The sequence below is a fragment of the Streptomyces phaeofaciens genome, assembly GCF_014648915.1.
Classification (GTDB): Bacteria; Actinomycetota; Actinomycetes; order Streptomycetales; family Streptomycetaceae; genus Streptomyces; species Streptomyces phaeofaciens.
Map to the genome: position 1 here is coordinate 109,993 of NZ_BMSA01000001.1, position 22,215 is coordinate 132,207.

20 protein-coding genes are annotated in these 22,215 nt (G+C 73.7%); 13 read left to right on the forward strand and 7 right to left on the reverse strand.

The annotated features are described in order from the left end of the window. Positions 1-312: 312 nt before the first annotated feature. The gene (gnd, locus tag IE275_RS00475; protein ID WP_189706208.1) at positions 313-1,752 is read right to left on the reverse strand and encodes an NADP-dependent phosphogluconate dehydrogenase; all 1,440 of its coding nucleotides are present in this window, start codon (positions 1,750-1,752) and stop codon (positions 313-315) included. Positions 1,753-1,963: 211 nt separating this feature from the next. Here gnd and IE275_RS00480 point away from each other — a divergent pair, with 211 nt between their 5' ends. Beyond that, a complete protein-coding gene (locus tag IE275_RS00480) occupies positions 1,964-3,190 on the forward strand; it encodes a transglycosylase family protein (RefSeq protein WP_189706210.1) in 1,227 nt (408 codons plus the stop codon). Here IE275_RS00480 and IE275_RS00485 read toward each other — a convergent pair. Further along, entirely contained in the window at positions 3,180-4,454 is a 1,275-nt protein-coding gene (locus tag IE275_RS00485) for a DMT family transporter (RefSeq protein WP_189706212.1), read from the reverse strand. The genes IE275_RS00480 and IE275_RS00485 overlap by 11 nt on opposite strands. Positions 4,455-4,663: 209 nt before the next feature. On the opposite strand from IE275_RS00485, the gene IE275_RS00490 reads away from it, so the two are divergent. The 5 genes from IE275_RS00490 to IE275_RS00510 all read left to right on the forward strand — a co-directional run bounded on the left by IE275_RS00490 (position 4,664) and on the right by IE275_RS00510 (position 10,950). Beyond that, positions 4,664-5,422 carry a (2Fe-2S)-binding protein gene (locus IE275_RS00490; protein WP_189706214.1) on the forward strand — a complete coding sequence of 253 codons (759 nt, stop codon included), beginning with the start codon at positions 4,664-4,666 and terminating at the stop codon, positions 5,420-5,422. A gap of 39 nt (positions 5,423-5,461) precedes the next feature. After that, a complete protein-coding gene (gene glgA, locus IE275_RS00495) occupies positions 5,462-6,640 on the forward strand; it encodes a glycogen synthase (protein WP_189706216.1) in 1,179 nt (392 codons plus the stop codon). Between the two features lie 50 nt (positions 6,641-6,690). Beyond that, positions 6,691-7,911 (forward strand): glucose-1-phosphate adenylyltransferase, encoded by a 1,221-nt coding sequence (gene glgC, locus IE275_RS00500; RefSeq protein WP_189706218.1) that lies wholly within the window; start codon positions 6,691-6,693, stop codon positions 7,909-7,911. A gap of 109 nt (positions 7,912-8,020) precedes the next feature. Continuing rightward, positions 8,021-9,343 carry a wax ester/triacylglycerol synthase family O-acyltransferase gene (locus IE275_RS00505; RefSeq protein ID WP_189706220.1) on the forward strand — a complete coding sequence of 441 codons (1,323 nt, stop codon included), beginning with the start codon at positions 8,021-8,023 and terminating at the stop codon, positions 9,341-9,343. Positions 9,344-9,444: 101 nt separating this feature from the next. Next, entirely contained in the window at positions 9,445-10,950 is a 1,506-nt protein-coding gene (locus IE275_RS00510) for an SDR family NAD(P)-dependent oxidoreductase (protein ID WP_189706222.1), read from the forward strand. Here IE275_RS00510 and IE275_RS00515 read toward each other — a convergent pair. Both IE275_RS00515 and IE275_RS00520 read right to left on the reverse strand, forming a co-directional pair. Then, on the reverse strand, positions 10,929-11,717 hold the full coding sequence (locus IE275_RS00515; RefSeq protein WP_189706224.1) for an SDR family oxidoreductase: 789 nt from the start codon (positions 11,715-11,717) through the stop codon (positions 10,929-10,931). The two genes, IE275_RS00510 and IE275_RS00515, sit on opposite strands and share 22 nt — an antisense overlap. A 25-nt stretch (positions 11,718-11,742) precedes the next feature. Beyond that, positions 11,743-12,195 (reverse strand): inositol oxygenase family protein, encoded by a 453-nt coding sequence (locus IE275_RS00520; RefSeq protein ID WP_189706226.1) that lies wholly within the window; start codon positions 12,193-12,195, stop codon positions 11,743-11,745. A gap of 454 nt (positions 12,196-12,649) precedes the next feature. On the opposite strand from IE275_RS00520, the gene IE275_RS00525 reads away from it, so the two are divergent. Beyond that, complete coding sequence (locus tag IE275_RS00525) at positions 12,650-12,823, forward strand: hypothetical protein (RefSeq protein WP_189706228.1); 174 nt, start codon at positions 12,650-12,652, stop codon at positions 12,821-12,823. Between the two features lie 89 nt (positions 12,824-12,912). On the opposite strand, the gene IE275_RS00530 is transcribed toward IE275_RS00525, so the two are convergent. Both IE275_RS00530 and IE275_RS00535 read right to left on the reverse strand, forming a co-directional pair. Further along, on the reverse strand, positions 12,913-14,256 hold the full coding sequence (locus IE275_RS00530) for an amidase (RefSeq protein ID WP_189706230.1): 1,344 nt from the start codon (positions 14,254-14,256) through the stop codon (positions 12,913-12,915). A 94-nt stretch (positions 14,257-14,350) separates the two neighbouring features. Further along, on the reverse strand, positions 14,351-15,064 hold the full coding sequence (locus IE275_RS00535) for a FadR/GntR family transcriptional regulator (protein ID WP_189706232.1): 714 nt from the start codon (positions 15,062-15,064) through the stop codon (positions 14,351-14,353). A 161-nt stretch (positions 15,065-15,225) separates the two neighbouring features. Between IE275_RS00535 and IE275_RS00540 the strand changes: the two genes are divergently transcribed. From IE275_RS00540 to IE275_RS00555, 4 genes are read left to right on the forward strand one after another with little or no spacing between them, the layout of a single operon-like run. After that, entirely contained in the window at positions 15,226-15,981 is a 756-nt protein-coding gene (locus tag IE275_RS00540; RefSeq protein WP_189706234.1) for an SDR family NAD(P)-dependent oxidoreductase, read from the forward strand. Continuing rightward, complete coding sequence (locus IE275_RS00545; RefSeq protein WP_189706236.1) at positions 15,978-16,946, forward strand: aldo/keto reductase; 969 nt, start codon at positions 15,978-15,980, stop codon at positions 16,944-16,946. Before IE275_RS00540 ends, IE275_RS00545 begins: the two co-directional genes overlap by 4 nt. Beyond that, the gene (locus tag IE275_RS00550; protein WP_189706238.1) at positions 16,943-17,257 is read left to right on the forward strand and encodes an L-rhamnose mutarotase; all 315 of its coding nucleotides are present in this window, start codon (positions 16,943-16,945) and stop codon (positions 17,255-17,257) included. Before IE275_RS00545 ends, IE275_RS00550 begins: the two co-directional genes overlap by 4 nt. Further along, positions 17,254-18,087, forward strand: a complete 834-nt coding sequence (locus IE275_RS00555; RefSeq protein WP_189706240.1) for an amidohydrolase family protein — start codon at positions 17,254-17,256, stop codon at positions 18,085-18,087. The genes IE275_RS00550 and IE275_RS00555 overlap by 4 nt, the downstream gene beginning before the upstream one ends. On the opposite strand, the gene IE275_RS00560 is transcribed toward IE275_RS00555, so the two are convergent. Continuing rightward, positions 18,075-19,496, reverse strand: coding sequence for a lipase maturation factor family protein (locus tag IE275_RS00560; protein ID WP_189706242.1), 1,422 nt, complete (start codon positions 19,494-19,496; stop codon positions 18,075-18,077). The two genes, IE275_RS00555 and IE275_RS00560, sit on opposite strands and share 13 nt — an antisense overlap. Before the next feature lie 128 nt (positions 19,497-19,624). Between IE275_RS00560 and IE275_RS00565 the strand changes: the two genes are divergently transcribed. Both IE275_RS00565 and IE275_RS00570 read left to right on the forward strand, forming a co-directional pair. Beyond that, a complete protein-coding gene (locus IE275_RS00565; RefSeq protein WP_189706244.1) occupies positions 19,625-20,053 on the forward strand; it encodes a hypothetical protein in 429 nt (142 codons plus the stop codon). A gap of 53 nt (positions 20,054-20,106) precedes the next feature. Continuing rightward, on the forward strand, positions 20,107-22,194 hold the full coding sequence (locus tag IE275_RS00570) for a SpoIIE family protein phosphatase (RefSeq protein ID WP_189706246.1): 2,088 nt from the start codon (positions 20,107-20,109) through the stop codon (positions 22,192-22,194). The last annotated feature ends 21 nt before the right edge of the window (positions 22,195-22,215 follow it).

The window sequence follows — 22,215 nt, forward strand, 5'->3', positions numbered from 1 at the left end:
CCCGACCCCGTACCGCCCGTACCGGCCCCCGGCCCCCCGGACCCGTACCCCACGCCGGTACCGCCGCCCGCCCCGCCCCCGGGCCCGCCGCCCGGCCCGGACCCCACCCCCGGTCCACCGCCGACCCCGGGCCCGCCGCCGACCCCGGGCCCCCCTCCGGAGCCGTCGCCGTCCCCCATCCCGCCGGGCCCCGAGCCGGTTCCGAACCCCGAGCCGGGCCCACCGCTGACCTGAGGCCTCCCCCGAGGGAACCCGGCCCGGCGAGCCCGCGTTCGTGAGTCCCCGCCAGTCCCGGCTGTCCCGGCTCTCCCGCTACGCCGAGACCTCCGACCGGTCCCCGCCCCACAGCGTGTGGAACGCCCCCTCGCGGTCCACCCGCCGGTAGGTATGCGCCCCGAAGAAGTCCCGCTGCCCCTGCGTCAGCGCCGCGGGCAACCGCTGCGCGCGCAACGCGTCGTAGTAGGCCAGCGCCGCCGCGAAACCGGGCGTCGGCACCCCCTGCCGGGTCGCGGACACCAGGACCTCGCGCCAGTCGTCCTGCGCCGCCGCGATCTCCGTCGCGAAGGTCTCGTCGGACAGCAGGCTCGGCAGGTCGGGCCGGGTGTCGTAGGCGGCGCGGATCCGGTCCAGGAACGCCGCCCGGATGATGCAGCCGCCGCGCCAGATCGCCGAGACGGCCCCGAGGTCGATGTCCCAGCCGTACTCCTCGCTGCCCGCGGCGATCTCGTGGAAGCCCTGGGTGTAGGACACGATCTTCGAGGCGTACAGCGCCTCCTCCACCCGGTCCGCGAAGGCCGCCGCCTCCGCCCCGCTCAGCGGGGACGGGACCGGCCCCGCCAGATCGCGCGAGGCCTCCCGCAGCGCCGCGTGGCCCGAGAGCGACCGGGCGAAGACGGCCTCCGCGATGCCGGACACCGGGACGCCCAGGTCGAGGGCGATCTGGACGGTCCAGCGGCCGGTGCCCTTCTGCTCGGCCTGGTCCACCACCACGTCCACGAACGGACGGTCCGTCGCCGCGTCCACGTGCGACAGCACCTCGGCCGTGATCTCGATCAGATACGAGTCCAGCCGCCCGGTGTTCCAGGTGCGGAAGATGTCCGCGATCTCCGCGGGCGCGTACCCGGCGACGTCCCGCAGCAGCTGGTACGCCTCGCCGATCAGCTGCATGTCGGCGTACTCGATGCCGTTGTGGACCATCTTCACGAAGTGACCGGCGCCGTCCGGGCCGACGTGCGTCACGCACGGCGCGCCGTCCTCCGCCTTCGCGGAGATCCGCTCCAGCATCGGCCCCAGCGAACCGTACGACTCCGACGAGCCGCCCGGCATGATGCTCGGGCCGTGCAGCGCGCCCTCCTCGCCGCCGGAGATGCCCGTGCCGACAAAGTGGATGTCCCGCTCGCGCAGCTCGCGCTCGCGGCGCCGGGTGTCGGCGAAGTGCGCGTTGCCCCCGTCGATGATCATGTCGCCGGGTTCGAGCAGCGGGGCGAACTCCTGGATCACCGCGTCGGTCGGCTCACCCGCCTTCACCATGATCACCAGGCGGCGGGGGCGCTCCAGGGCCGCCACGAACTCCTTCGCGGTCTCGGCGGCCACGAACGAGCCCTCGTGGCCGAACTCCTCCACCAGGGCGTGGGTGCGCGCCGCCGTCCGGTTGTGCAGCGCGACCGTATAGCCGTTGCGCGCGAAGTTGCGGGCGAGATTGCGGCCCATCACCGCGAGTCCCGTGACGCCGATCTGGGCTGACGTGGTCATACGGCTGGCTCCTCAAGGCTGGAAAAGATCCCGTACTCCATGGTGCCCGTGCCCGCGCGGCTCCGCAGGAGAAGTCCCCTTCGCCCCACCGTTCGCACAACCCCGTCCGGCTACGGCCGTGTTGGCGGCCAAGCGGCCGGTTGCCGTCTTGTCATGGCCGATTGGCAGCCCTTACTTTTGCCCCTCCTGACGCATGTCGAGGGGGATCTCCATGGCCGTACGCGGCCGGCACCGCCGGTATCAGCCGAACAGGATCAACCGGGCCTCGCTCACCGTCACCGCGGGCGGCGCCGGCATGGCGATACCGCTCATCGGCGCCGGCGTCGCCCAGGCGGCCGACGTGGACACCTGGAACAAGGTCGCCGCGTGCGAGTCCACCGGCGACTGGCACATCAACACCGGCAACGGCTACTACGGCGGGCTCCAGTTCTCCCGGTCGACCTGGGAGGCGTACGGCGGCAAGCAGTACGCGCAGCGCGCGGATCTGGCCACCCGGGACCAGCAGATCGCCGTGGCCGAGAAGGTGCTGGAGGGCCAGGGACCCGGCGCCTGGCCGGTCTGCTCGGTACGGGCCGGACTGACCCGGGGCGGCGACACCCCCGCCGTCCGGCCGCACGGCACGTCCGCGTCGGCCACGGACGCCGGGAAGTCGGGCACGGGCGCCAAGAAGTCCGCCAAGACCTCGCTGGAGGACGTGCGGCCCCAGTCCACCCCCCAGTCCCGGGCCGGCAAGGCGGAGATGTACACCGTCGTGCGCGGCGACACGCTCTCCGGCATCGCCGACGAGCAGGACGTCAGGGGCGGCTGGCGAGGGCTGTACGCCGCCAACCGGACGACCATCGGGGGCGACCCCGACCTGATCATCCCGGGCCAGCGGCTCCGCGTGGACGCCCCGGCCGGCACCTCCGCCACCAGGGGCGACTCCGCGCCCCGCCCCGGCAAGGCCTCCTCGGGCACCCAGGAGAAGAAGAAGGAGACCAAGGCCAAGGAGAAGACCGAGAAGAAGGAGACCGGGGAGAAGGCGAAGACCGGCCACTCCCTGGTCGCGCCCGTCGGCGCGGCCACCGGCACGCCGTACCACGCGACCGGCTCCTCCTGGTCGAAGGGCTATCACACCGGCGTCGACTTCCCCGTGCCCACCGGCACCTCCGTGAAGGCGGTCGGCGCGGGCACGGTGGTCAGTGCCGGCTGGGGCGGCTCCTTCGGCTACCAGGTCGTCATCCGGCATGCCGACGGCCGCTACACGCAGTACGCCCATCTGTCCGCGATCTCCGTACGGGACGGGCAGTCGGTGAGCGGCGGCCAGCGCATCGGCCGGTCCGGTTCCACCGGCAACAGCACGGGCCCGCATCTGCACTTCGAGGTGCGGACGGGGCCCGGGTTCGGCAGCGACGTCGACCCGCTGGCGTACCTGCGGGCCGGCGGCGTCAGGATTTGACCCGCACCCGGTGCCGGTCGAGGGCCGGCACCGGGACGTACGCGCCTCCGAAGATCGAGCCGTGGAAGAAGACGGGCGGCCGCTGCCGCTCCGGGGCGTCGGGGTCGTCGTCCCCGTAGGGCGCCTCCCCGGCGGTTGCCTGTACGAGGACGTCCGCGGGCGTGACCAGGACGTCCTTCTGCAACATCGCCGGCTCCGCGGGCTCCTCCCGAGGGTCCTCCGCCCACGCCGCGACCGGCTGCTCGGGGATCTTCCCGAGGGGGCCGTCCAGGGCCGCGGCCGGTTCGGAGCCGACCGGGCCGGGTGCGGCGACCGGCGCCGTGTCCGCCGTTCCGGCCGCCGTCACCGTTCCCGCCGCCGTCCCCGGCCGGGTGCTCTCCGTCCGTGCGGCCCCCGTGGCCTGCGCGTCCTGCGTCCCAGCGCTCTCCGACCGCGCGCCTTGGAGCCGCTCGGTGGTCAGCAGGATCAGGCCGCCCGCCGCCACCACACCGCAGCTCAGGGCGAGCACGGTGCCCGTGCTGCCGTAGCGGAAGGTCTCACCGAACATCGTGATGCCGACGGCGGCCGCGACCACCGGGTTGACCACGGTCAGTGTGGCCAGCGGGGCCGCGAGGCCCGCGCCCCGGTAGGAGGCCTGCGACAGCAGCATGCCGGCCGTGGCCAGCACACCGATCACGGCGAGGGAGGGCACGTCGGCCGCCGAGACACCGCCCGTCCAGTCGACGGCGACGGTCTTGGTGAACACCGAGGACATGCCGAACGCGATGCCGGACGCGCTCGCCAGCAGCACGCTGCGCATCGCCGGATGCCGGTGCGCGGCCCGCGCGGCGATCATCAGCGTCACCACCGCGGCCGCGGTGATCACGGCCACGGTCACCCGCTGCGGGGTGCTCAGCGACTGCGCGTCGGCGGCGCCGACCAGGGACAGCAGACCAGCCAGACCCACCGTCGCCATGATCGCGCCGCGCCAGGCCGTCGCCCCGGCCCTGCGGCCGACGAACAGCGCGGCCATCGGCAGCGCGAACACGATGGTCAGCGCGCCCAGCGGCTGGACCAGACTGAGGGGGCCGTAGGCCAGCGCCACCACGTGCAGCAGACCGCCGAGGCCGTTCAGCGCGACCGCCGCCCACCAGCTCCCGCGGCGCAGCGGCGCGTACTCCTCGTCGGGGGAGGAGACCGCGACCTGCTCCTGCACGATCGCTCCGGCGGCGTAGGCGACGGCGGACACCAGCGACAGGACCACGGACAACGCGAGGGCGCTCATGAGCTGCTCCTCTGCGTGAGGCCAGGGCGCGCGGCCCGGCGCGGCGAACGGTCGGCTTTCATAACCAACACGATGCCCTGTCGATCTGTTCCCGTCGTCGTACCTGAGCACGCATTGAGTCCTACTGCCGATGGAGTACGACCGGCCCCCGGTCCTCCCCCAGGTGGGTGACCTATGGGGGATCCCCCTGATCGCCGACCCCGGCCTCCTTGGTACTACTGCACGTCGTGGACCTCGACCCCGAACTCTCGGCGCTCCGCCCGCTCGGCGGCTTCTTCGTCCTACGTCCGGTCGGAGATCCGCCGCGCCCGCTGCCGAGCCTCGCGCAGATCTATGAGAACCGGACATCGGATGTTTACGGAGATGTCCTGACTTTCCGTGTCCGGAAGGTGGCCGGGGCGCTGCGCACCCCCGAGGAGCGGGTCGCCGCCTCGATCACCCAGCAGGGACTCGCCGCCCGGCTCTGGTCGGTGGCGCTGGGCTGCGCCGTCCTCTACGGCAGGATCCCCGACCTCGACCCGCGGCTGCTGCGCTGGGACCCGGACGGCAGCGCTCCCGACGACCTGTGGCCGGGCGAGCTCCGGGCCCTGCCCGGCGGTGACGCGGCCACCCTGGCCGATGCCGTCCTGCACGCCCACCTGGAACCGCTTCTCGCGGCCCTGCGCGCCCGCCACCGGCTCGCGCCCGGTCTGCTGCGCGGCAACGCCGGATCGGCGCTGGCCGGCGCGGCCGGGCAGCTGGACCGGTGGGCCCGCGCGCACGGCCGTCCGGACGCCGCCGCACGCGCGCGTGCCCTCACCGCCGAACTCTTCACCCACCCCCTCCTCGCGGACACGGGCACCCGCACCGGCACCGCCTTCCGCCGCCGCAGCTGCTGCCTGTACTACCGGGTGCCCGGCGGGGGTGTCTGCGGCGACTGTTGCTTCACACGGCCCCCGCGCTCTTCCGCCCACGGCCGGTCTGGGTGACCATGAGGAGAACCAGCCGCTGAGAATGGGGGGTTCCGGGTGCGAGTGGGACTGCTGACCCGGGAGTACCCGCCGGACGTGTACGGCGGCGCGGGTGTCCATGTCGAGTTCCTCGCCCGGGAGTTGCGGCGGCTCGTCGACCTCGACGTGCACTGCTGGGGCGAGGGCCGCACCGAGGACGTCCGGCGCCACCGCCCGTGGTCCGCGCTGGACGGCGCCAACGACGCGCTGCGCACCTTCTCCGTGGACCTCGCCATGGCCGCCGCCCTCGAAGGCCGCGAGATCGTCCACTCCCACACCTGGTACGCCAATCTCGCCGGCCATCTCGCCAAGGAGCTGTACGGCGTCCCGCATGTCGTCACCGCGCACTCGCTGGAGCCGCTGCGGCCGTGGAAGGCCGAGCAACTCGGCGGCGGATACGCACTGTCGAGCTGGGCCGAGCGGACCGCTGTGGAGGCCGCCGACGCGGTGATCGCCGTCTCCGGTGCCATGCGCGCCGACATCCTCGCCTGTTACCCGTCGCTCCCGCCGGACCGGGTGCACGTCGTGCACAACGGCATCGACACCGCCCTCTACCGGCCCGACCCCGGCACCGACGCCCTCACCCGGATCGGCCTCGACCCGGACCGCCCGTTCGTGCTGTTCGTCGGCCGTATCACCCGGCAGAAGGGCGTCCCCCATCTGCTGCGCGCCGTACGGGACATCGACCCGGCGGCCCAGGTCGTGCTCTGCGCCGGCGCCCCCGACACCCCCGAGATCGACCAGGAGTTCCGCGACCTCTTCGCCGCGCTGAGCCGGGCCCGTGACGGTGTGCACTGGATCCCGCGCATGCTGCCGCGCCCCGAGGTGATCCAACTCCTCACCCACGCGGCCGTGTTCGTCTGCCCGTCGGTGTACGAACCGCTCGGTATCGTCAACCTGGAGGCGATGGCCTGCGGCACGCCCGTCGTGGCCTCCCGGGTCGGCGGGATCCCGGAGGTCGTCGAGGACGGTGTGAGCGGCACCCTCGTACCGCCGGCGGAGGAGCCCGGGGCGTCCGGGGCGGCCGAGGCGTTCGAGGCGGGCCTCACCCGGGCGCTGGACGCGATCCTCGGGGACCCGGAGACCGGGCGCCGGATGGGCGAGGCCGGACGGGCGCGCGCGGTGGGGGAGTTCGGCTGGGACGCGGTCGCCCGCCGCACGGCCGGGCTCTACGAGGAGATCCTCAAACAGGCTTAGTTCCCCCGGCCGGGGGCAACCATGGTTCAACCAGGGTGAGGGGAGCGGCCATGCGTCGTGGTGGGCCTTCGGTGCTCGGAATCGTGCTGGCGGGCGGTGAGGGCAAACGCCTGATGCCCCTCACCGCGGACCGTGCCAAGCCTGCGGTGACCTTCGGCGGCACGTACCGCCTCGTCGACTTCGTCCTGTCCAACCTCGTCAACGCCGACATCCTGCGCATCTGCGTGCTGACGCAGTACAAGTCGCACTCGCTGGACCGGCACATCACCACCACCTGGCGGATGTCCAGCCTGCTGGGCAACTACATCACCCCCGTCCCCGCGCAGCAGCGGCTCGGCCCGCGCTGGTACCTCGGCAGCGCCGACGCCATCCTCCAGTCGCTGAACCTCGTCTACGACGAACGGCCGGAGTACGTCGCGGTGTTCGGCGCGGACCACGTGTACCGCATGGACCCGCGCCAGATGCTCACCCAGCACATCGACAGCGGCGCAGGGGTCACGGTGGCCGGGATACGCGTCCCGCGCACCGAGTCCTCCTCCTTCGGGGTGATCACCCCGGGCTCGGACGGGCAGAGCGTCGAGCGCTTTCTGGAGAAGCCCGCCGACCCGCCCGGGCTCGCGGACGAACCGGAGACCGTCTTCGCCTCGATGGGCAACTACATCTTCACCACCAAGGCCCTCATCGAGGCCCTCCAGCGGGACGCCGAGGACGAGACGTCCGTGCACGACATGGGCGGCTCGATCCTGCCCCGGCTCACCGCCCGCGGCGAGGCCCGGCTCTACGACTTCAGCGCCAACCACGTGCCCGGCGAGACCAGCCGCGACCGGGGCTACTGGCGGGACGTCGGCACCCTCGACGCCTACTACGACGCCCACATGGACCTGATCGCCGAGCGCCCCGCGTTCAACCTGTTCAACCGCAGCTGGCCGATCTACACCCACGCCAACCAGCTCTCGCCGGCCCGTTTCAACTCCGGCGGCATGGCCAGCGAGTCGATCATCAGTGCGGGCTGTCTCATCCGGGGCCAGGTCACCCGCTCCGTGCTGTCGCCGGGCGTCGTGGTCGACCCGGGCGCGGTCGTGCAGGGGGCGATCCTGCACGACAACGTGCGCGTCGGCCGGGGCGCGGTGGTGCGCGGCGCCGTCCTGGACAAGAACGTCGAGGTCCCGCCGGGTGCGACCATCGGTGTGAACCCGGAACGGGACGCCGACCTGTACTCGGTGTCGAAGGGCGGTGTGATCGCCCTGGGCAAGGGGCAGCAGGTGCCTTGAGCCGGTGAACTTAATGAGCTGTTAACTGTGCGTAGCCTGATCGTACTTGACCGTAATCGCGGCGAAGGGTTGACTGACGTCCCACCCGTCGTCGACGCGAGGCAAGCCCTTGACTGCTGATGATCTCCTGGCACCCCTCGATCTGGCGTTCTGGAGCATCGACTCGCCCGAGCACCCCATGCACCTGGGTGCCCTCGGCCTGTTCTCGGCGCTCTCGCCCGCCGCGGGTGCCCACGCCGCCGACCTGCTCGCCGCCCGCGCGGCCGCCGTCCCCGGTCTGCGCATGCGGATCCGGGACATGTGGCAGCCGCTCGCCTTCGGGCGCGCGGTGCGCGAACCCGACCCGGACTTCGACCCCTCCCACCACGTCTGTCTGCACACCCCCACCGCCGACTTCCAGGCCGCGGCCGGCCGGCTCATGGAACGCCCGCTGGAGCGCGGCCGCCCGCCGTGGGAGGCGCATGTGCTGCCGGGCGAGGACGGCGTCTCCTTCGCCGTGCTCTTCAAGTTCCACCACGCCCTCGCCGACGGGCTGCGCGCCCTGACCCTGGCCGCGGCCGTCCTGGACCCCATGGACATGCCCGCGCCCCGGCCCCGGCCCGCCGAGCCCGCCCGCGGACTGATCCCCGACGTCCGCAGACTGCCCGGCCTGCTGCGCGGCGCCGTCTCCGACGTGGGCCGCGCCCTCGACATCGGGGCCTCCGTCGCCGTGTCGACGCTGGGGGTGCGCTCGTCGGCCGCGCTCACCGCCGAGTCCACCGGCACCCGCCGCACCGCCGGCGTGGTCCTCGACCTCGACGACGTGCACCGGGTCCGCAAGGTCGTCGGCGGCACCGTCAACGACGTCCTGATCGCGGTGGTCGCCGGCGCGCTGCGCCGCTGGCTGGACGAACGGGGCGACGGCAGCGAGGGTGTGCGGCCGCGCGCCCTGATCCCCGTCTCCCAGCGCCGCCCGCGCACCGCCCACCCGCAGGGCAACCGGCTCTCCGGGTACTTGATACGGCTCCCGGTGGACGACCCGGACCCGCTCGGCCGGCTCGCCCAGGTCCGCACCGCCATGGACCGCAACAAGGACGCGGGGCCCGGCCGGGGCGCGGGTGCCGTCGCCCTGCTCGCCGATCACGTCCCGGCACTCGGCCACCGCCTCGGCGGACCGCTGGTCGGGCAGGCCGCGCGGCTCTGGTTCGACATCCTGGTCACCAGCGTGCCCCTGCCCGGTCTCGGCCTGAAGCTCGGCGGGAACCAGGTCGCCGAGGTCTTCCCGTACGCCCCGCTGGCGCGCGGCCAGTCCCTGGCGGTCGCCGTCTCGACCTACCGCGGCCGGGTCCACTACGGGCTGGTCGCCGACGCCGAGGCCGTACCGGACCTCGACCGGTTCGCGCAAGCCCTGACCGCCGAGGTGGAGACACTCATCACGGCCTGCCGTTCCTGACCTGATCGGGTTTGGAGGAGGGGCCCGGCGCTCCGTAGACTTCCCCGTTCGAAAGCGGGCGCGGTCGGAGCGCCGCACGGCGATCAGGGAACGGCAGCGCGATGACGGTGACAGAGGACGGCTCGGCGATCACGAGTGAGGCCGTGGACGACGTCGTGTACGGGCCCGGCATCGACCCCGAGCGGCTCGCGGTCTGCCTCGCCGTGCTGGAGGAACTCGACAAGCTCGAGGTCGACCACCCCGACGCGATCGCGGTGCGCCGGGCCACCGCCGGCGTCTACCGCACGGTGAAGCAGCGCCGCCGCCAGGAGCGCCGGGCCGCCAAGACCGCCCACGACAAGGCGGTCACCGAGGCCACCGCGACCGGCTCCGCGCAGCGCATCGACGACGAGACCGAGGGCATCCTGCCGTCCTCGGTCACCGAGGAGGGCCGGATCGCCGGGATACTCCAGCGCCCGCGCTCCTGCTACACCTGCAAGTCCCGCTACGTCGAGGTCGACTACTTCTACCACCAGCTCTGCCCGGACTGCGCCGCCGAGAACCGCGCCCGCCGCGACGCCCGCGCCGACCTCACCGGCAAGCGCGCGCTGCTCACCGGCGGCCGCGCCAAGATCGGCATGTACATCGCGCTCCGGCTGCTGCGGGACGGCGCGCACACGACGATCACCACACGGTTCCCCAAGGACGCCATCCGTCGCTTCACGGCCATGGACGACGCGGCCGACTGGATCCACCGCCTGGAGGTCGTCGGCATCGACCTGCGCGACCCGGCGCAGGCCGTGGCCCTCGCCGACCAGGTCGCCGAGGCGGGCCCGCTCGACATCCTGATCAACAACGCGACGCAGACCGTACGCCGGCTGCCCTCCGCCTACGCCGCGCTCGTCGACGGCGAGGGCGCCCCGCTGCCCGCCGGCGAGCTGCCCGCCCACCACGTCATCGGCGCCTTCGGCTCCGGCGCGGTGGACGGTCTGGCCGCACTGCCCGTCGGCATCAGCGGCCTGGACGCGCAGCAGGTCGCCGACCTCGCCCTGGTCGCCGGCAACGCCAGCGTCGCCCGGCACCTCGACGGCACCGCCATCGACGCGGGCGGCCTGGTCCCCGACGTGGTCGACACCAACACCTGGGTGCAGACCATCGAGCAGATCTCCCCGGTGGAGCTCCTCGAGACCCAGCTGTGCAACTACACGGCGCCGTTCATCCTGATCAGCAAGCTCCGCCCGGCCATGGCCGACGCCGCCCGGCGGGCGACGAGCGGGCGGGCGTACGTCGTGAACGTCTCGGCGATGGAGGGTGTCTTCGGCCGCGGCTACAAGGGCGCGGGCCACCCGAACACGAACGCCGCCAAGGCCGCGATGAACATGGTCACGCGGACCAGCGCCCAGGAGATGTTCGAGACCGACCGGATCCTCATGACCTCCGTCGACACCGGCTGGATCACCGACGAGCGCCCGCACTTCGACAAGCTGCGCCTCGCCGAGGAGGGCTTCCACGCCCCGCTCGACCTGGTCGACGGTGCGGCCCGGGTCTACGACCCGGTCGTGCGCGGCGAGGCGGGCGAGGACCTGTACGGCGTCTTCATGAAGGACTACGCGCCCGGCAAGTGGTGAGGGTCCCGGGTGCGCGCCGCGCGCACCCGGGTACCGCCGTCCACCAGCAGGTCGGTGCCGGTGACCCACTCCGCCTCGGCGGAGCACAGCCACAGCACCGCCCGCGCCACGTCCGCCGGCTCGCCGATGCGGCCCAGCGGCAGGCCGGCCGCGATCTCGTCCTCTCCCGGCTCCCACACGAACCGTGCCATCTCGGTCCGTACCAGGCCGGGGGAGACCGAGTTGACCCGAACCCCCGGTCCCAGCTCGCCCGCGAGCTGCCGGGTGAGGTGCAGGAGGGCGGCCTTGCCGGTGCTGTAGGCGCCGACCCCCGGGCCGGCATGGGTCGCGCCCTCGGAGCAGATGTTGACCACGGCCCCGCCGTGCTCGCGCATCCAGCCCCGCCACGCGCACTGCACCAGCCGTAGGGGCGCCTCGACGTTCACGGTGAAGGCGTCCCGCCACAGGTCCGGGTCGGCGTCCATCAGCGGGCCGTACGGCTGGTTGGTCGCCGCGTTGTTGACCAGCACGTCCAGCCGCCCGAACGCGTGCAGGCACAGGTCGGTCAGCGCGCGGGGATGGCCGGGATCACCGACGTCCCCGGCCAGGCCGACGCCGCCCAGCTCGGCCGCCGTCCGCCGCACCTCGTCCGCGTCCCGCGCGCTCACGCAGAGCCGCGCCCCGGCGTCCGCGAGCGCCCGGGCCACCGCCCGGCCGATCCCCCGCGTGGCGCCCGTGACGACGGCGGCCCTGCCGTGCAGCGCGGACGGTCCGTACGACGACGTCATCGGCGTACGGTCTCACGGCGGACCCTCAATCGACAGCCCCGAGACGTGAGTTGCGCTCGGCGACCAGTTCCAGGACCGTTCGCCAGTCCTCCAGCACCCCCGCGTCGAACCCGGCGGCGCGGCCGTCCTCGTCGGCCTGGCGCAGGCGCAGCAGATCGTCGTCGGCCGGTGCGGCGAGCCAGGGGTGGAGGCGGACCAGGCGGGCCACCCGGGCGCCGAGCAGCGGTCGTACGGCCTCGGCGGCGCGCTCGGCGCGAGCCGTCGGGTCGGTGGGGCACAGCAGCTGCCCGATGGGGTGGACCAGCCCGGCGAGCTGGAGCTCCTTGTCCGCGGGACGACTTCGGCGCAGCAGCGCGGCCGTCTGGAGCGCGTGGTCGTGAAGATCGATCCCGGGGACGGCGGAGCCCTCCGGGGTGTCCCGCACGCTCCGGCAGGCGTACAGCAGGTCCATCAGCTCCTCGACGCTGCGCAGCTCCATGCGTCAGTCCTCCCGCGAGACAGCCGTTCGGTTCGTCAGCAGATCATGGCCTGCTTGCGACCGGGCGAACGGGACTTGAACTGCGCGACGCGCCTGCCGAGGGGTGCCCGTGTACGCCGGACGGGTGAACCCAAGGGGTGCGTTCGTGGGGCAAAGGGTTCAATTCACCTGCGGGGACATGTGGGTGACGCGCCATGGTTACCCCAAATTTTCAGCCCTATCGAGCAGGCCCCCGCTCATTTGGTTACTCTGTAGCCGACGGACCGCAGGACGGAGTGCCACCCACACCCACCGTCCGTCTGGGACACGCCGGTTCACAACGGCCAGCTCTCCTCGGAGTCACCGGCACGACCGCGTCGCCACCGACTCCAGCCAGACCCCAGGGAGCGTTCAGCGCCGGACCGCAGACTGGCCGGCACGCCCCGAGGGTGACCCGACACATAAGGAGTGCGCGGTGACACCGGAGAAGACGAATCGCGAGCAACGCCCCAAGGAACGCCCGGAGCGGGCCGGCCGCAGGCCCGGCGAGATCCGCAGCCTCGACGTGTGGGCCCGCTCCGCCCCGATCCGCCTGGCGGGCTACGAGGACGACCTCGCCGAGCCCCACATCCTGCCCAGCGTCGACTGATCCCCCCGTCGGGATCCCTCGCGATCGCCCGCCGCATGGGCGTGCGCGTGCGCACGCCACGCCCATGCAGACCTGCGGGCTCTCCCCGGTCAGGCCGGCGGCGCCGTCCGGCGCCACGGACGCAGGTTCTCCAACTGCTCCGCCAGCCGCAGCAGTTCCCCCTCCGACCCCGGCAGCCCCACGAGCTGCACGGCGGCCGGCGCACCGGACGACAGCGTGCCGAACGGCACCGCCATCGCCGGCCAGCCGGTCAGGTTCCACGGCGGGGTCAGCGGCGAGCAGTTCGTGTTCACCAGCACATTGCGCAGCCACCCCCGCTCGTGCCACGGCTCCGACCGGGGTGAACGCCGCGCCAGCGCCGGCGTGAGCAGCACGTCGTACTCCGCGAAGAACGGCTCCAGCCGGCGCCGCAGCTCCTCCCGCGCCGTACCGCCCCGCACCCCGTTCAGAAAACGCCGGCCGATCGCCGCGTGCACCCGGGTGCGCCGGTTCAGCAGCCGCGCGTCGAGGCTCGCCGCGTCCACGGCCGTGCCCGCCGTCCAGTGCGCGAGCGAGGTGACCCCCAGCGACAGCGGGTACGCCGGGTCGGCCCGCCGCACCTGGTGCCCCGCCCGCATCAGCACCCCGGCCGCGTCCCGCGCCGCGCCCGCGTAGGGCGCGCCGACCGTGACACCGGCCAGCGGGCTGCGCACGGAGACGGCGATCCGCAGCATGCCCGGCTCCTCGGGCCGTACGGGTCCGGTGTCCGCGAGGACCGACAGCATCAGCCGCGCGTCCTCGACCGTGGTGGCCAGCGGGCCGTTCTCCGACATCCCGAACCAGTCGCCCTCGCCGATGCCCGCGGGCACCACGCCGGTGCCCGGCTTGATGGTCACCAGACCGCAGTTGGCCGCCGGTATGCGCAGCGAGCCCATGCCGTCGTTGCCCAGCGCGATCGGCACCATCCCGGCGGCCACCGCGGCCGCGCTGCCGCCGGACGAGCCGCCCGCCGTACGCGAGGTGTCCCACGGGTTGCGGGCGGTGCCGTGCACGCCCTCGGTGGTGCCGAACACGCACAATTCCGGCACGTTCGTCAGGCCCACGACCACCGCGCCCGCCGCCCGCAGCCGGGCCACCGTGACATGGTCGGCGCCGGCCGGCGTGTCCGAGGTCGCCGCCGAGCCCACCCGCGTCGCCTCGCCCCGCACGGCGAGATTGTCCTTGACCGCCACCGGTACCCCGGCCAGCGGCAGTTCGGCCAGGCCGGCCCGGGCGGCCACCTCGTCGGCCTCGGCGAGCGCGGCCTCGGCCCGGACCAGCCGGAACGCCCCGATCCGCCCGTCCAGCCGCTCGATCCGCGCCAGGTGCTCGGCCACCACCTCACGCGGCGTGGCCTCCTTCGCCCGTACGGCGGCGGCGATCTCGACGGCGGTCCGGCCGACCCAGCTGGTCACGGCAGCTCCCTCGGTGTGCATGCGTTACTGGCGAGTACGTAGGGAGAACTGTGCCCCGCCGGGCGCCCCGCGTCGAGAGGCCGCCGTCAGCCGCTCAGGTCCCCACCCGCGCCCTGAGCCACTCCTCCACCTCGCCCACGTGAGCGGCCGCCGCTGCCCGCGCGGCCTCCGGGTCACGGGCGGCCAGCGCGCGGTGGATCGCCGCGTGTTCGCGCCGGGTACGGGCGAACGCGCCCTCCTCCTGGTGGCCGCGCCGGACCCGGGCCCGGAAGGTGCGCGAGGACAGGCCCTCCAGGATCGCCGCCAGGGTCTCGTTGCCGGCGGCGGCCGCGATCGCCCGGTGGAAGGCGAGGTCGTGGGCGAGGATCTCCTCCGGGTCGTCCGTGGCGTTCATCGCCGCCACGTGCTCCGCCACGACGGCCAGTTGCTCCGGGGTGATCCGGGCGGCGGCCAGCGCCGTCGCCGTCGACTCCAGGATCCGCCGGACCTCCAGCAGCTCCACCAGACGCGGCCCGCGCGAGAGGTCCGCGACCACCCCGAACGTCTCCAGCAGGTCCCCGGCCTCCAGCGCCGTCACATAGATCCCGGAGCCGTGCCGGGCCTCCAGCACCCCCAGCACCGTGAGCGCCCGGATCGCCTCCCGCACCGAACTTCGGGAGATGCCCAGCTGCGCCGCGAGATCACGCTCGGTCGGCAGCCGCTGGCCCGGCTCCAACAGCCCCTCGCCGATCATCGCCTTGATCCGCTCGATGGCGCGCTGCGTCACCGTGCCCCTGGGGGCGGGCCCGCTCCGCGGGGTCTCTTCCACGTGGCCTCTCCTGTCGCCGGTGCGCGGCAGTCTAACCGTGGAGGTGGTCGGACCACTCGGCCCGGACACCCGGGAAAAGCATGCTGAGGGGTGTTGTCGAGAGGAAGTGGTCTGATAAATATGCGAGGCGGTACCCCGTGACCCCGGAGGGAGAAGGCTGCGTGAGCGACTTCGAAGGGCTGACGGCCCTGGTGACCGGCGGTGCCTCCGGCATCGGCCGGGCCACCGCGGAACTCCTGGCCGGGCGCGGTGCCCGCGTCGCCGTCCTCGACCTGGACCCGTCCGGCGTCGACAAGCCCCTGCTCGGCTATCGCGCCGACGTCGCCGACGACACCTCCGTACGGGAGGCCGTCGCGGCCGCCGTCGCCGACCTCGGCGGGCTGGACGTCCTGGTCAACAACGCGGGCATCGGCGCCCAGGGCACCGTCGAGGACAACGACGACACCGAGTGGCACCGGGTCCTCGACGTCAACGTGGTCGGCATGGTCCGGGTGGCCCGCGCGGCCCTGCCGCATCTGCGCGCCTCCGCCCACGCGGCCGTCGTCAACACCTGCTCCATCGCCGCCACCGCGGGCCTGCCGCAGCGCGCCCTGTACAGCGCGACCAAGGGCGCGGTGTACTCGCTGACCCTCGCCATGGCCGCCGACCACGTCCGCGAGGGCATCCGCGTCAACTGCGTCAACCCCGGCACCGCCGACACCCCCTGGGTCGGCCGCCTCCTGGACGCCGCCGACGACCCGGCCGCCGAACGCGCCGCCCTGGAGGCCCGCCAGCCCACCGGCCGGCTGGTCGGCGCGGACGAGGTCGCGGGCGCCATCGCCTACCTGGCGAGCCCGCTGTCCGGCGCCACCACCGGCACCGCGCTCGCCGTCGACGGCGGGATGCAGGGCCTGCGCCTGAGGCCGGTGGGCAGGTGAGCACCCTCGGCCGCAGCGGGGTCGAGGTCACCGGCCTCGGCCTCGGCGCCGCCCCCCTCGCCAACCTGTACTCCGAGGTCACCGAGGAGCAGGCGCACGCCACCGTGGCCGCCGCCTGGCGGCGGGGCGTGCGCTACTTCGACACCGCGCCCCACTACGGCCTCGGCCTCTCCGAACGCCGCCTCGGCGCGGCCCTGCGCGAGCACCCGCGCACCGCGTACACCGTCTCCACGAAGGTGGGGCGGCGGCTGGAGCCCTCGGCGGACGGCGGCGACGACCTCGCCCACGGCTTCGCCGTGCCCGCCACCCACCGCAGGGTCTGGGACTTCACCGCCGACGGCGTCCGCCGCACCCTGGAGGGCTGCCTGGAACGCCTCGGCCTCGACCGGGTCGACATCGTCTATCTGCACGACCCCGACGACCACGCCGAACAGGCCTTCCGCGAGGGCTACCCGGCCCTGGAGAAGCTGCGCTCCGAGGGCATGGTCGGGGCGATCGGCGCCGGCATGAACCAGTCCGCGATGCTCACCCGCTTCGTCCGCGACACGGACGTCGACGTCGTCCTGTGCGCCGGCCGCTACACCCTCCTCGACCAGAGCGCCCGCGCCGACCTGCTGCCCGCCGCCGAGGAGCGCGGGGTGTCGGTGGTGATCGGCGGGGCCTTCAACTCGGGCCTGCTGGCCGACCCCGCCCCGACCGCGACCTACGACTACGCGCGGGCCCCCGGCGAACTGGTCGACAGGGCACTGCGGATGCGGGCCGTCGCCGACCGGCACGGCATCACCCTGCGCGCCGCCGCGCTGGCCTTCTGCGCCGCCCACCCGGCCGTGGCGAGCGTCCTGGTCGGCGCCCGTTCGGCGGCCGAGGCCGAGGACTGCGCCGAGCAGTTCGCGACCCCCGTACCCGCCGCGTTCTGGCGGGAGCTGCGCGACACCGGCCTGCTCCCCGCGCGGGAGGCGTCATGAGGGTCGCCCTGCACACCAAGGTCCGCGCCGACCGCGTCGCCGCCTACGAGGCCGCCCACCGCCAGGTCCCCGAGGAACTCACCCACGCCATCCGGGCCGCCGGCGTCACCTCCTGGACGATCTGGCGCAGCCGCACCGACCTGTTCCACGTCCTGGAGTGCGAGGACTACGCCCGGCTGCTCGCCGAGCTGGAGCGGCTGCCCGTCAACGTGGCCTGGCAGGCCCGCATGGCCGAACTCCTCGACGTGGTGCACGACTACTCCGGCGAGGGCGCGGACGCCGGCCTGCCCGTCGTGTGGGAGCTGCCGTGACCGTCGACGCCCACCACCACGTCTGGGACCTCTCGGTACGCGACCAGGACTGGATCGGTGCGGACAGCCCGCTGCGGCGCGACTTCACCGTGGCGGACCTCGCCCCCGAGGCCCGCGCCGCCGGAGTCGACCGTACGGTCCTCGTCCAGACGGTCACCGTGGCCGAGGAGACCCCCGAATTCCTCGCCCTGGCGGCCGCGCACGACCTGGTCGCCGCCGTCGTGGGCTGGACCGACCTCACCCGCCCGGACGTCGCCGCCGAACTGGCCCGCCTGCGCGCGCTCCCCGGCGGCCGGTACCTCAGGGGAATCCGCCACCAGGTCCAGGGCGAACCCGAGCCCGAGTGGCTGCTGCGCCCGGACGTCCGCCGGGGTCTGGCCGCCGTCGCCGAGGCGGGCCTGGTCTACGACCTGGTCGTCCTCCCGCACCAGCTGCCCGCGTGCGCCGGGGCGGCCGCCTCCCTGCCCGGCCTCACCTTCGTCCTGGATCACCTGGGCAAACCGCCCGTCGCCGCCCGGACCCCGCAGCCCTGGGCGTCCGGCCTGCGCGCCCTGGCGGCCCTGCCGAACACCGTCTGCAAGCTCTCCGGCCTGGTCACCGAGGCCGACCCCGCCTCCTGGACCGTCGACGACCTGCGCCCGTACGCCGACACGGTCCTGGACGCCTTCGGCCCCGGGCGCCTGATGTTCGGCTCGGACTGGCCGGTGTGCACGCTCGCCGCCTCCTACGGCGAAGTGACCGCCGCCGCCCGGGAGCTGACGTCCGGCCTGAGCGCGGCCGAGCGCGCCGAGGTCTTCGACGGCACCGCCACCCGCGTCTACGGCCTCTGAACCGTCGCCGCCAGCCGGGTCGGCGGCAGGTACTCCCGCACATAGGTCCGCTCCCAGCAGGCGCCCGTCTCGCGCAGCTCCCGCCGGCTGGTGTAGCGGTAGCGGAAGAGCCGGGCGCGGACATGGCGGGGCGGCCGGTCCGGCGGGAACGGCGAACGGCGCAGCAGCCTCAGCGTGTCCGGGTCGTTCTCCAGCAGCCGCTCCACCAGCGCCCCGAACCAGGGCGCCGCGTAGGAGGGGGAGAGCGCGGCGAACCACATCAGCCAGTCCAGCCGCAGATGGTAGGGCGCGAACTGGCGCGGCCAGCGCCGTGGATCGCCCGGCTTGCCCTTGAACTCGTACTCCCGCCAGTCGGAGTCCGCACGCGGTACGTCGTCCAGGGTGCCCTCGACGACCACCTCGTGGCGGACCCGGCTCACGCTGCCGAACGCGCCGTAGGTGTTGACCAGATGGAGCGGGTCGAAGGAGCGGTTCATGACCTGGCGGCGCGAGAGCATGTTCATCACCGGGTGGCGGCTCAGCGCGACGAGGAGTGCGGCCACGGCGAGCACCACCACCTCGTACCAGAGCGGCGTGGCGGGGAAGGACCGGTGCCCGGAGGGCAGGTCCAGGGCGGGCACGGCCAGGACGATGGCGATCCAGTTCAGCCAGGCGAAGTTGCCCGACAGCACCAGCCACAGCTGGGTAAGGATCATCAGGGACGCGGCGGCCGTCGCCACCGGCTGCGGGGTGAACAGCAGGAACGGCACGACCAGCTGGGTGACGTGGTTGACGGCCACCTCGACGCGGTGCAGCGGCTTCGGCAGATGGTGGAAGAACCAGCTCAGCGGGCCCGGCATCGGCTGCGTCTCGTGGTGGTGGTCGAGACAGGTCAGCTTCCGCCAGCACGCGTCGCCCCGCATCTTGATCAGACCCGCGCCGAACTCCACCCGGAACAGGATCCAGCGCAGCAGGAAGAGCACCAGGACCGGCGGGGCCACCTCGTCGTTGCCGAGGAAGACCGCGAGGAAGCCGGTCTCCAGGAGCAGCGACTCCCAGCCGAACGCGTACCAGGTCTGTCCGACGTTGACGATGGACAGGTACAGCGCCCAGGGCACCGCCCAGAGCAGCATCGCGGCCCCCAGCGGCAGCAGGCCGTCCAGCCCCGCCAGCAGCGCCGCCGACACCGCGCACCCGGCCCAGGCGCAGCCCGCGAACAGCCGGTCGGAGTAGCGCAGCTGGAACAGGCTCGGCGCCCGCCGGAACTCCACCCGCGCCACGAAACGGGGGATCGGCAGCATCCCGCGCTCACCCAGCAGCGCGCGGAACTGGAGGGCCGCCGTCAGGAACGCGACCAGGTACACGGCGGCCAGCGCCCGCTGGAAGACCAGCCGGCTCAGCTCGTACCCGGGTGCGCTGAACCACTCCACGACCGTGTGCTCCTCCGTTCCATTCTGACCCCGTCACCGTGGGTGTCCCCGTCCTCCGTTTGCGTAACCCTGCCGGGTGAAGCAGACAATAAGGGACGAAATTACCTCGGGTGATCCAGGAGAACGCGGTGCGACTACCCACGACAGTCCTCGTCACCGTCGCCGCGCTCGCGGCGGCGTTCCTCGTTGCCGGGCGCGGCGCCGAGGCGGTCACGGACCCGGCGCCCGGTACCCGGGTCGTCGTCCCGGCCGCCGAGGCGCGCGACGCCCTCGCCGATCCCTTCGGCTCCGACCTCGAATCCGCCCTCGGTCCCGACGAGGTCGGCCCCGAGACCGTCCCCGAGATCCCGGACCTGCCCGACGGCGGCGGCCTGGTCCCGGACGGGCCCGACGAGTCCGACACGGCGGACGCCGGCGGAGCGGTCCCCGAGGGCCCCGACGCCGAGGCGTCCGAACCCAGGACGCCCGGCGAGCCCGCGACGGCCGGCGCCGACGCGCTCGCTCCCGCCGACACCGTCTTCGGCAGCCCCGTCGACGCCCTCGCCGGCGGACGGTGATCCGCACCCGCTCCCCGGTCGAAGAATCGGGCAAATCCTGGCAAGGTGGCCCCATGGTTGAACGGGGAGCGAGCGCCCTGTCACTCCCGGACGACTGGCCCGCCCACCCGGATCCGATCCTGGCGCTCAACCGTATGGGCAGCTTCGACTGGGACCTGGACTCGGGGCTGTTCCACATGGATGCCCGGGCGCACGAGATCTTCGACCTGAGGCCGGACGAGTTCGACGGCGACCCGGCCTCCCTCGCCGTGCGCGTCCCGCAGGCCGAGGGCATCCGGCTGGACGAACTGGTCTCCCAGGCCATCAAGGACGGCAGCGAGAACTATGGCGCCTACTTCCGTATGCGGCTGCGCGACGGAACCCTGCGCTGGACCCACACCCAGGGCTACATCCGGCGCGACGGCACCGGCCGCCCCCGCCGGATCGTCGGCATCGTCCGCGACGCCACCGAGGAGCTGAGCCACCTCGCCGCCCGCGGCGACGAGACGTCCGTCGAGGACGCCCGGCAGGAGCAGACCAACGTCGTCCGGCTGACCACGGCCGCCCTGGCGCACGCCCGGACCGTGCAGGACGTCATCGACGTCCTCAAGGACACCCAGGGCCTGACCCACCTCGGCGCGACCAGCCTCGTCATGGGCCTGGTCGAGGCCGGCCGCATCCGGCTGATCGCCGAGGGACCCGAGGGCAGCTTCGTCCCCGGCACCCTGGTCACCCGGATCGACGAGCCGTACCCGATGAGCGAGGTCGTACGGACCCTCACCCCCCGGTTCATCGAGTCGGCGGAGGAGTTCGCGGCCGGCTACCCCGTGCTGTGGCCGCACATCACCGACCTGAAGATCACCTCGGCCGCCTATCTGCCGCTCATCGTCCAGGCCCGCCCGATCGGTGCGATGGGCCTGCTCTACAGCAACCGCGCGGGGTTCGCCGCGGAGGAGCGCAACATCCTCGTCGCCCTCGGCAGCAGCATCGCCCAGAGCCTCCAGCGCGCCATGTTCTACGAGCAGGAGAAGGACATCGCGCAGGGCCTCCAGCAGGCCATGCTGCCGCGCACCATCCCCGGCGTGCCCGGCGCCGACATCGCCGTCCGCTACCGCGCCGCCACCATCGGCGGCTCCCTGGGCCGGGACATCGGCGGCGACTGGTACGACGTCATCCCGCTGCCCGGCGGCCGGGTCGGCGCCGTCATCGGTGACGTCCAGGGCCACGACACCCACGCGGCCGCCGTCATGGGCCAGCTGCGCATCGTCCTGCGGGCCTACGCGGCCGAGGGCCACACCCCGGCCACGGTGATGGCCCGCGCCTCCGTCTTCCTGCACGAACTCGACACCGACCGCTTCGCCACCTGCCTCTACACCGAGGCCGACCTCTCCACCGGGGTCGTCCAGGTGGTCCGCGCCGGGCACATCGACCCGCTGCTGCGCGGTCCCGACGGGGCCTGCCGGCGCGTCCCCGTCCCCGGCGGGCTGCCGCTCGGGCTCTCCGCCGAGTTCGGCAGCCTCGAGTACCCCGTCGGCACCATCGAGCTGGACCCCGGCCACACCCTGCTGCTGTGCACCGACGGCCTGGTCGAAGCGCCCGGGACCGACCTCGACGACGGGATGCGCGACCTCGCCGCCCTCATCGCCGCGGGCCCCGAGGACGTACGGAAACTCGCCGACCGGCTGATCGACATCGCCGAGGAGCGTGGCGGGGACGACGACGTCGCCCTGCTCCTGCTGCGCCGGCGCGGCCTCGACAGCCCGCAGACCGGCGGCCGGCTCCAGCAGCACGTCGCCCCCGGCGACCCCGAGGCGCTCACCGAGGCCCGGCACATGATCCGCGCCGCCGTGCGCACCTGGGGCGCCGGGCACCGGACCGACGAGATCGAGCTGGTCGCCGACGAGCTGATCACCAACGCCCTGATGCACACCGAGGGCGCCGCGATCGTCACCCTGCGGGTCCTCACCGGCGGCGGCAGACGGCTGCGTGTCGAGGTCGAGGACTCCTCCAGCGCCCTGCCGCGCCGCCGCGAGGCCGGGGAGTCGGGCGTGTCCGGACGCGGCCTGCTCCTGGTGGACCTGCTCACGGACGTCTGGGGCGTGGAGGCACGGGGCGGCGGCAAGTGCGTGTGGTGCGAGTTCATCGTCCCGGACGACTCCTGAACCCGGACGACTCCTGAACCC

Coding starts and splice junctions, on each gene's coding strand:
- gnd (WP_189706208.1), bottom strand. CDS start 1,752: ATGACCACGTCAGCCCAGATCGGCGTCACGGGACTCGCGGTGATGGGC.
- IE275_RS00480 (WP_189706210.1), top strand. CDS start 1,964: ATGGCCGTACGCGGCCGGCACCGCCGGTATCAGCCGAACAGGATCAAC.
- IE275_RS00485 (WP_189706212.1), bottom strand. CDS start 4,454: ATGAGCGCCCTCGCGTTGTCCGTGGTCCTGTCGCTGGTGTCCGCCGTC.
- glgC (WP_189706218.1), top strand. CDS start 6,691: ATGCGTCGTGGTGGGCCTTCGGTGCTCGGAATCGTGCTGGCGGGCGGT.
- IE275_RS00510 (WP_189706222.1), top strand. CDS start 9,445: ATGACGGTGACAGAGGACGGCTCGGCGATCACGAGTGAGGCCGTGGAC.
- IE275_RS00515 (WP_189706224.1), bottom strand. CDS start 11,717: ATGACGTCGTCGTACGGACCGTCCGCGCTGCACGGCAGGGCCGCCGTC.
- IE275_RS00520 (WP_189706226.1), bottom strand. CDS start 12,195: ATGGAGCTGCGCAGCGTCGAGGAGCTGATGGACCTGCTGTACGCCTGC.
- IE275_RS00550 (WP_189706238.1), top strand. CDS start 16,943: ATGAGGGTCGCCCTGCACACCAAGGTCCGCGCCGACCGCGTCGCCGCC.
- IE275_RS00570 (WP_189706246.1), top strand. CDS start 20,107: ATGGTTGAACGGGGAGCGAGCGCCCTGTCACTCCCGGACGACTGGCCC.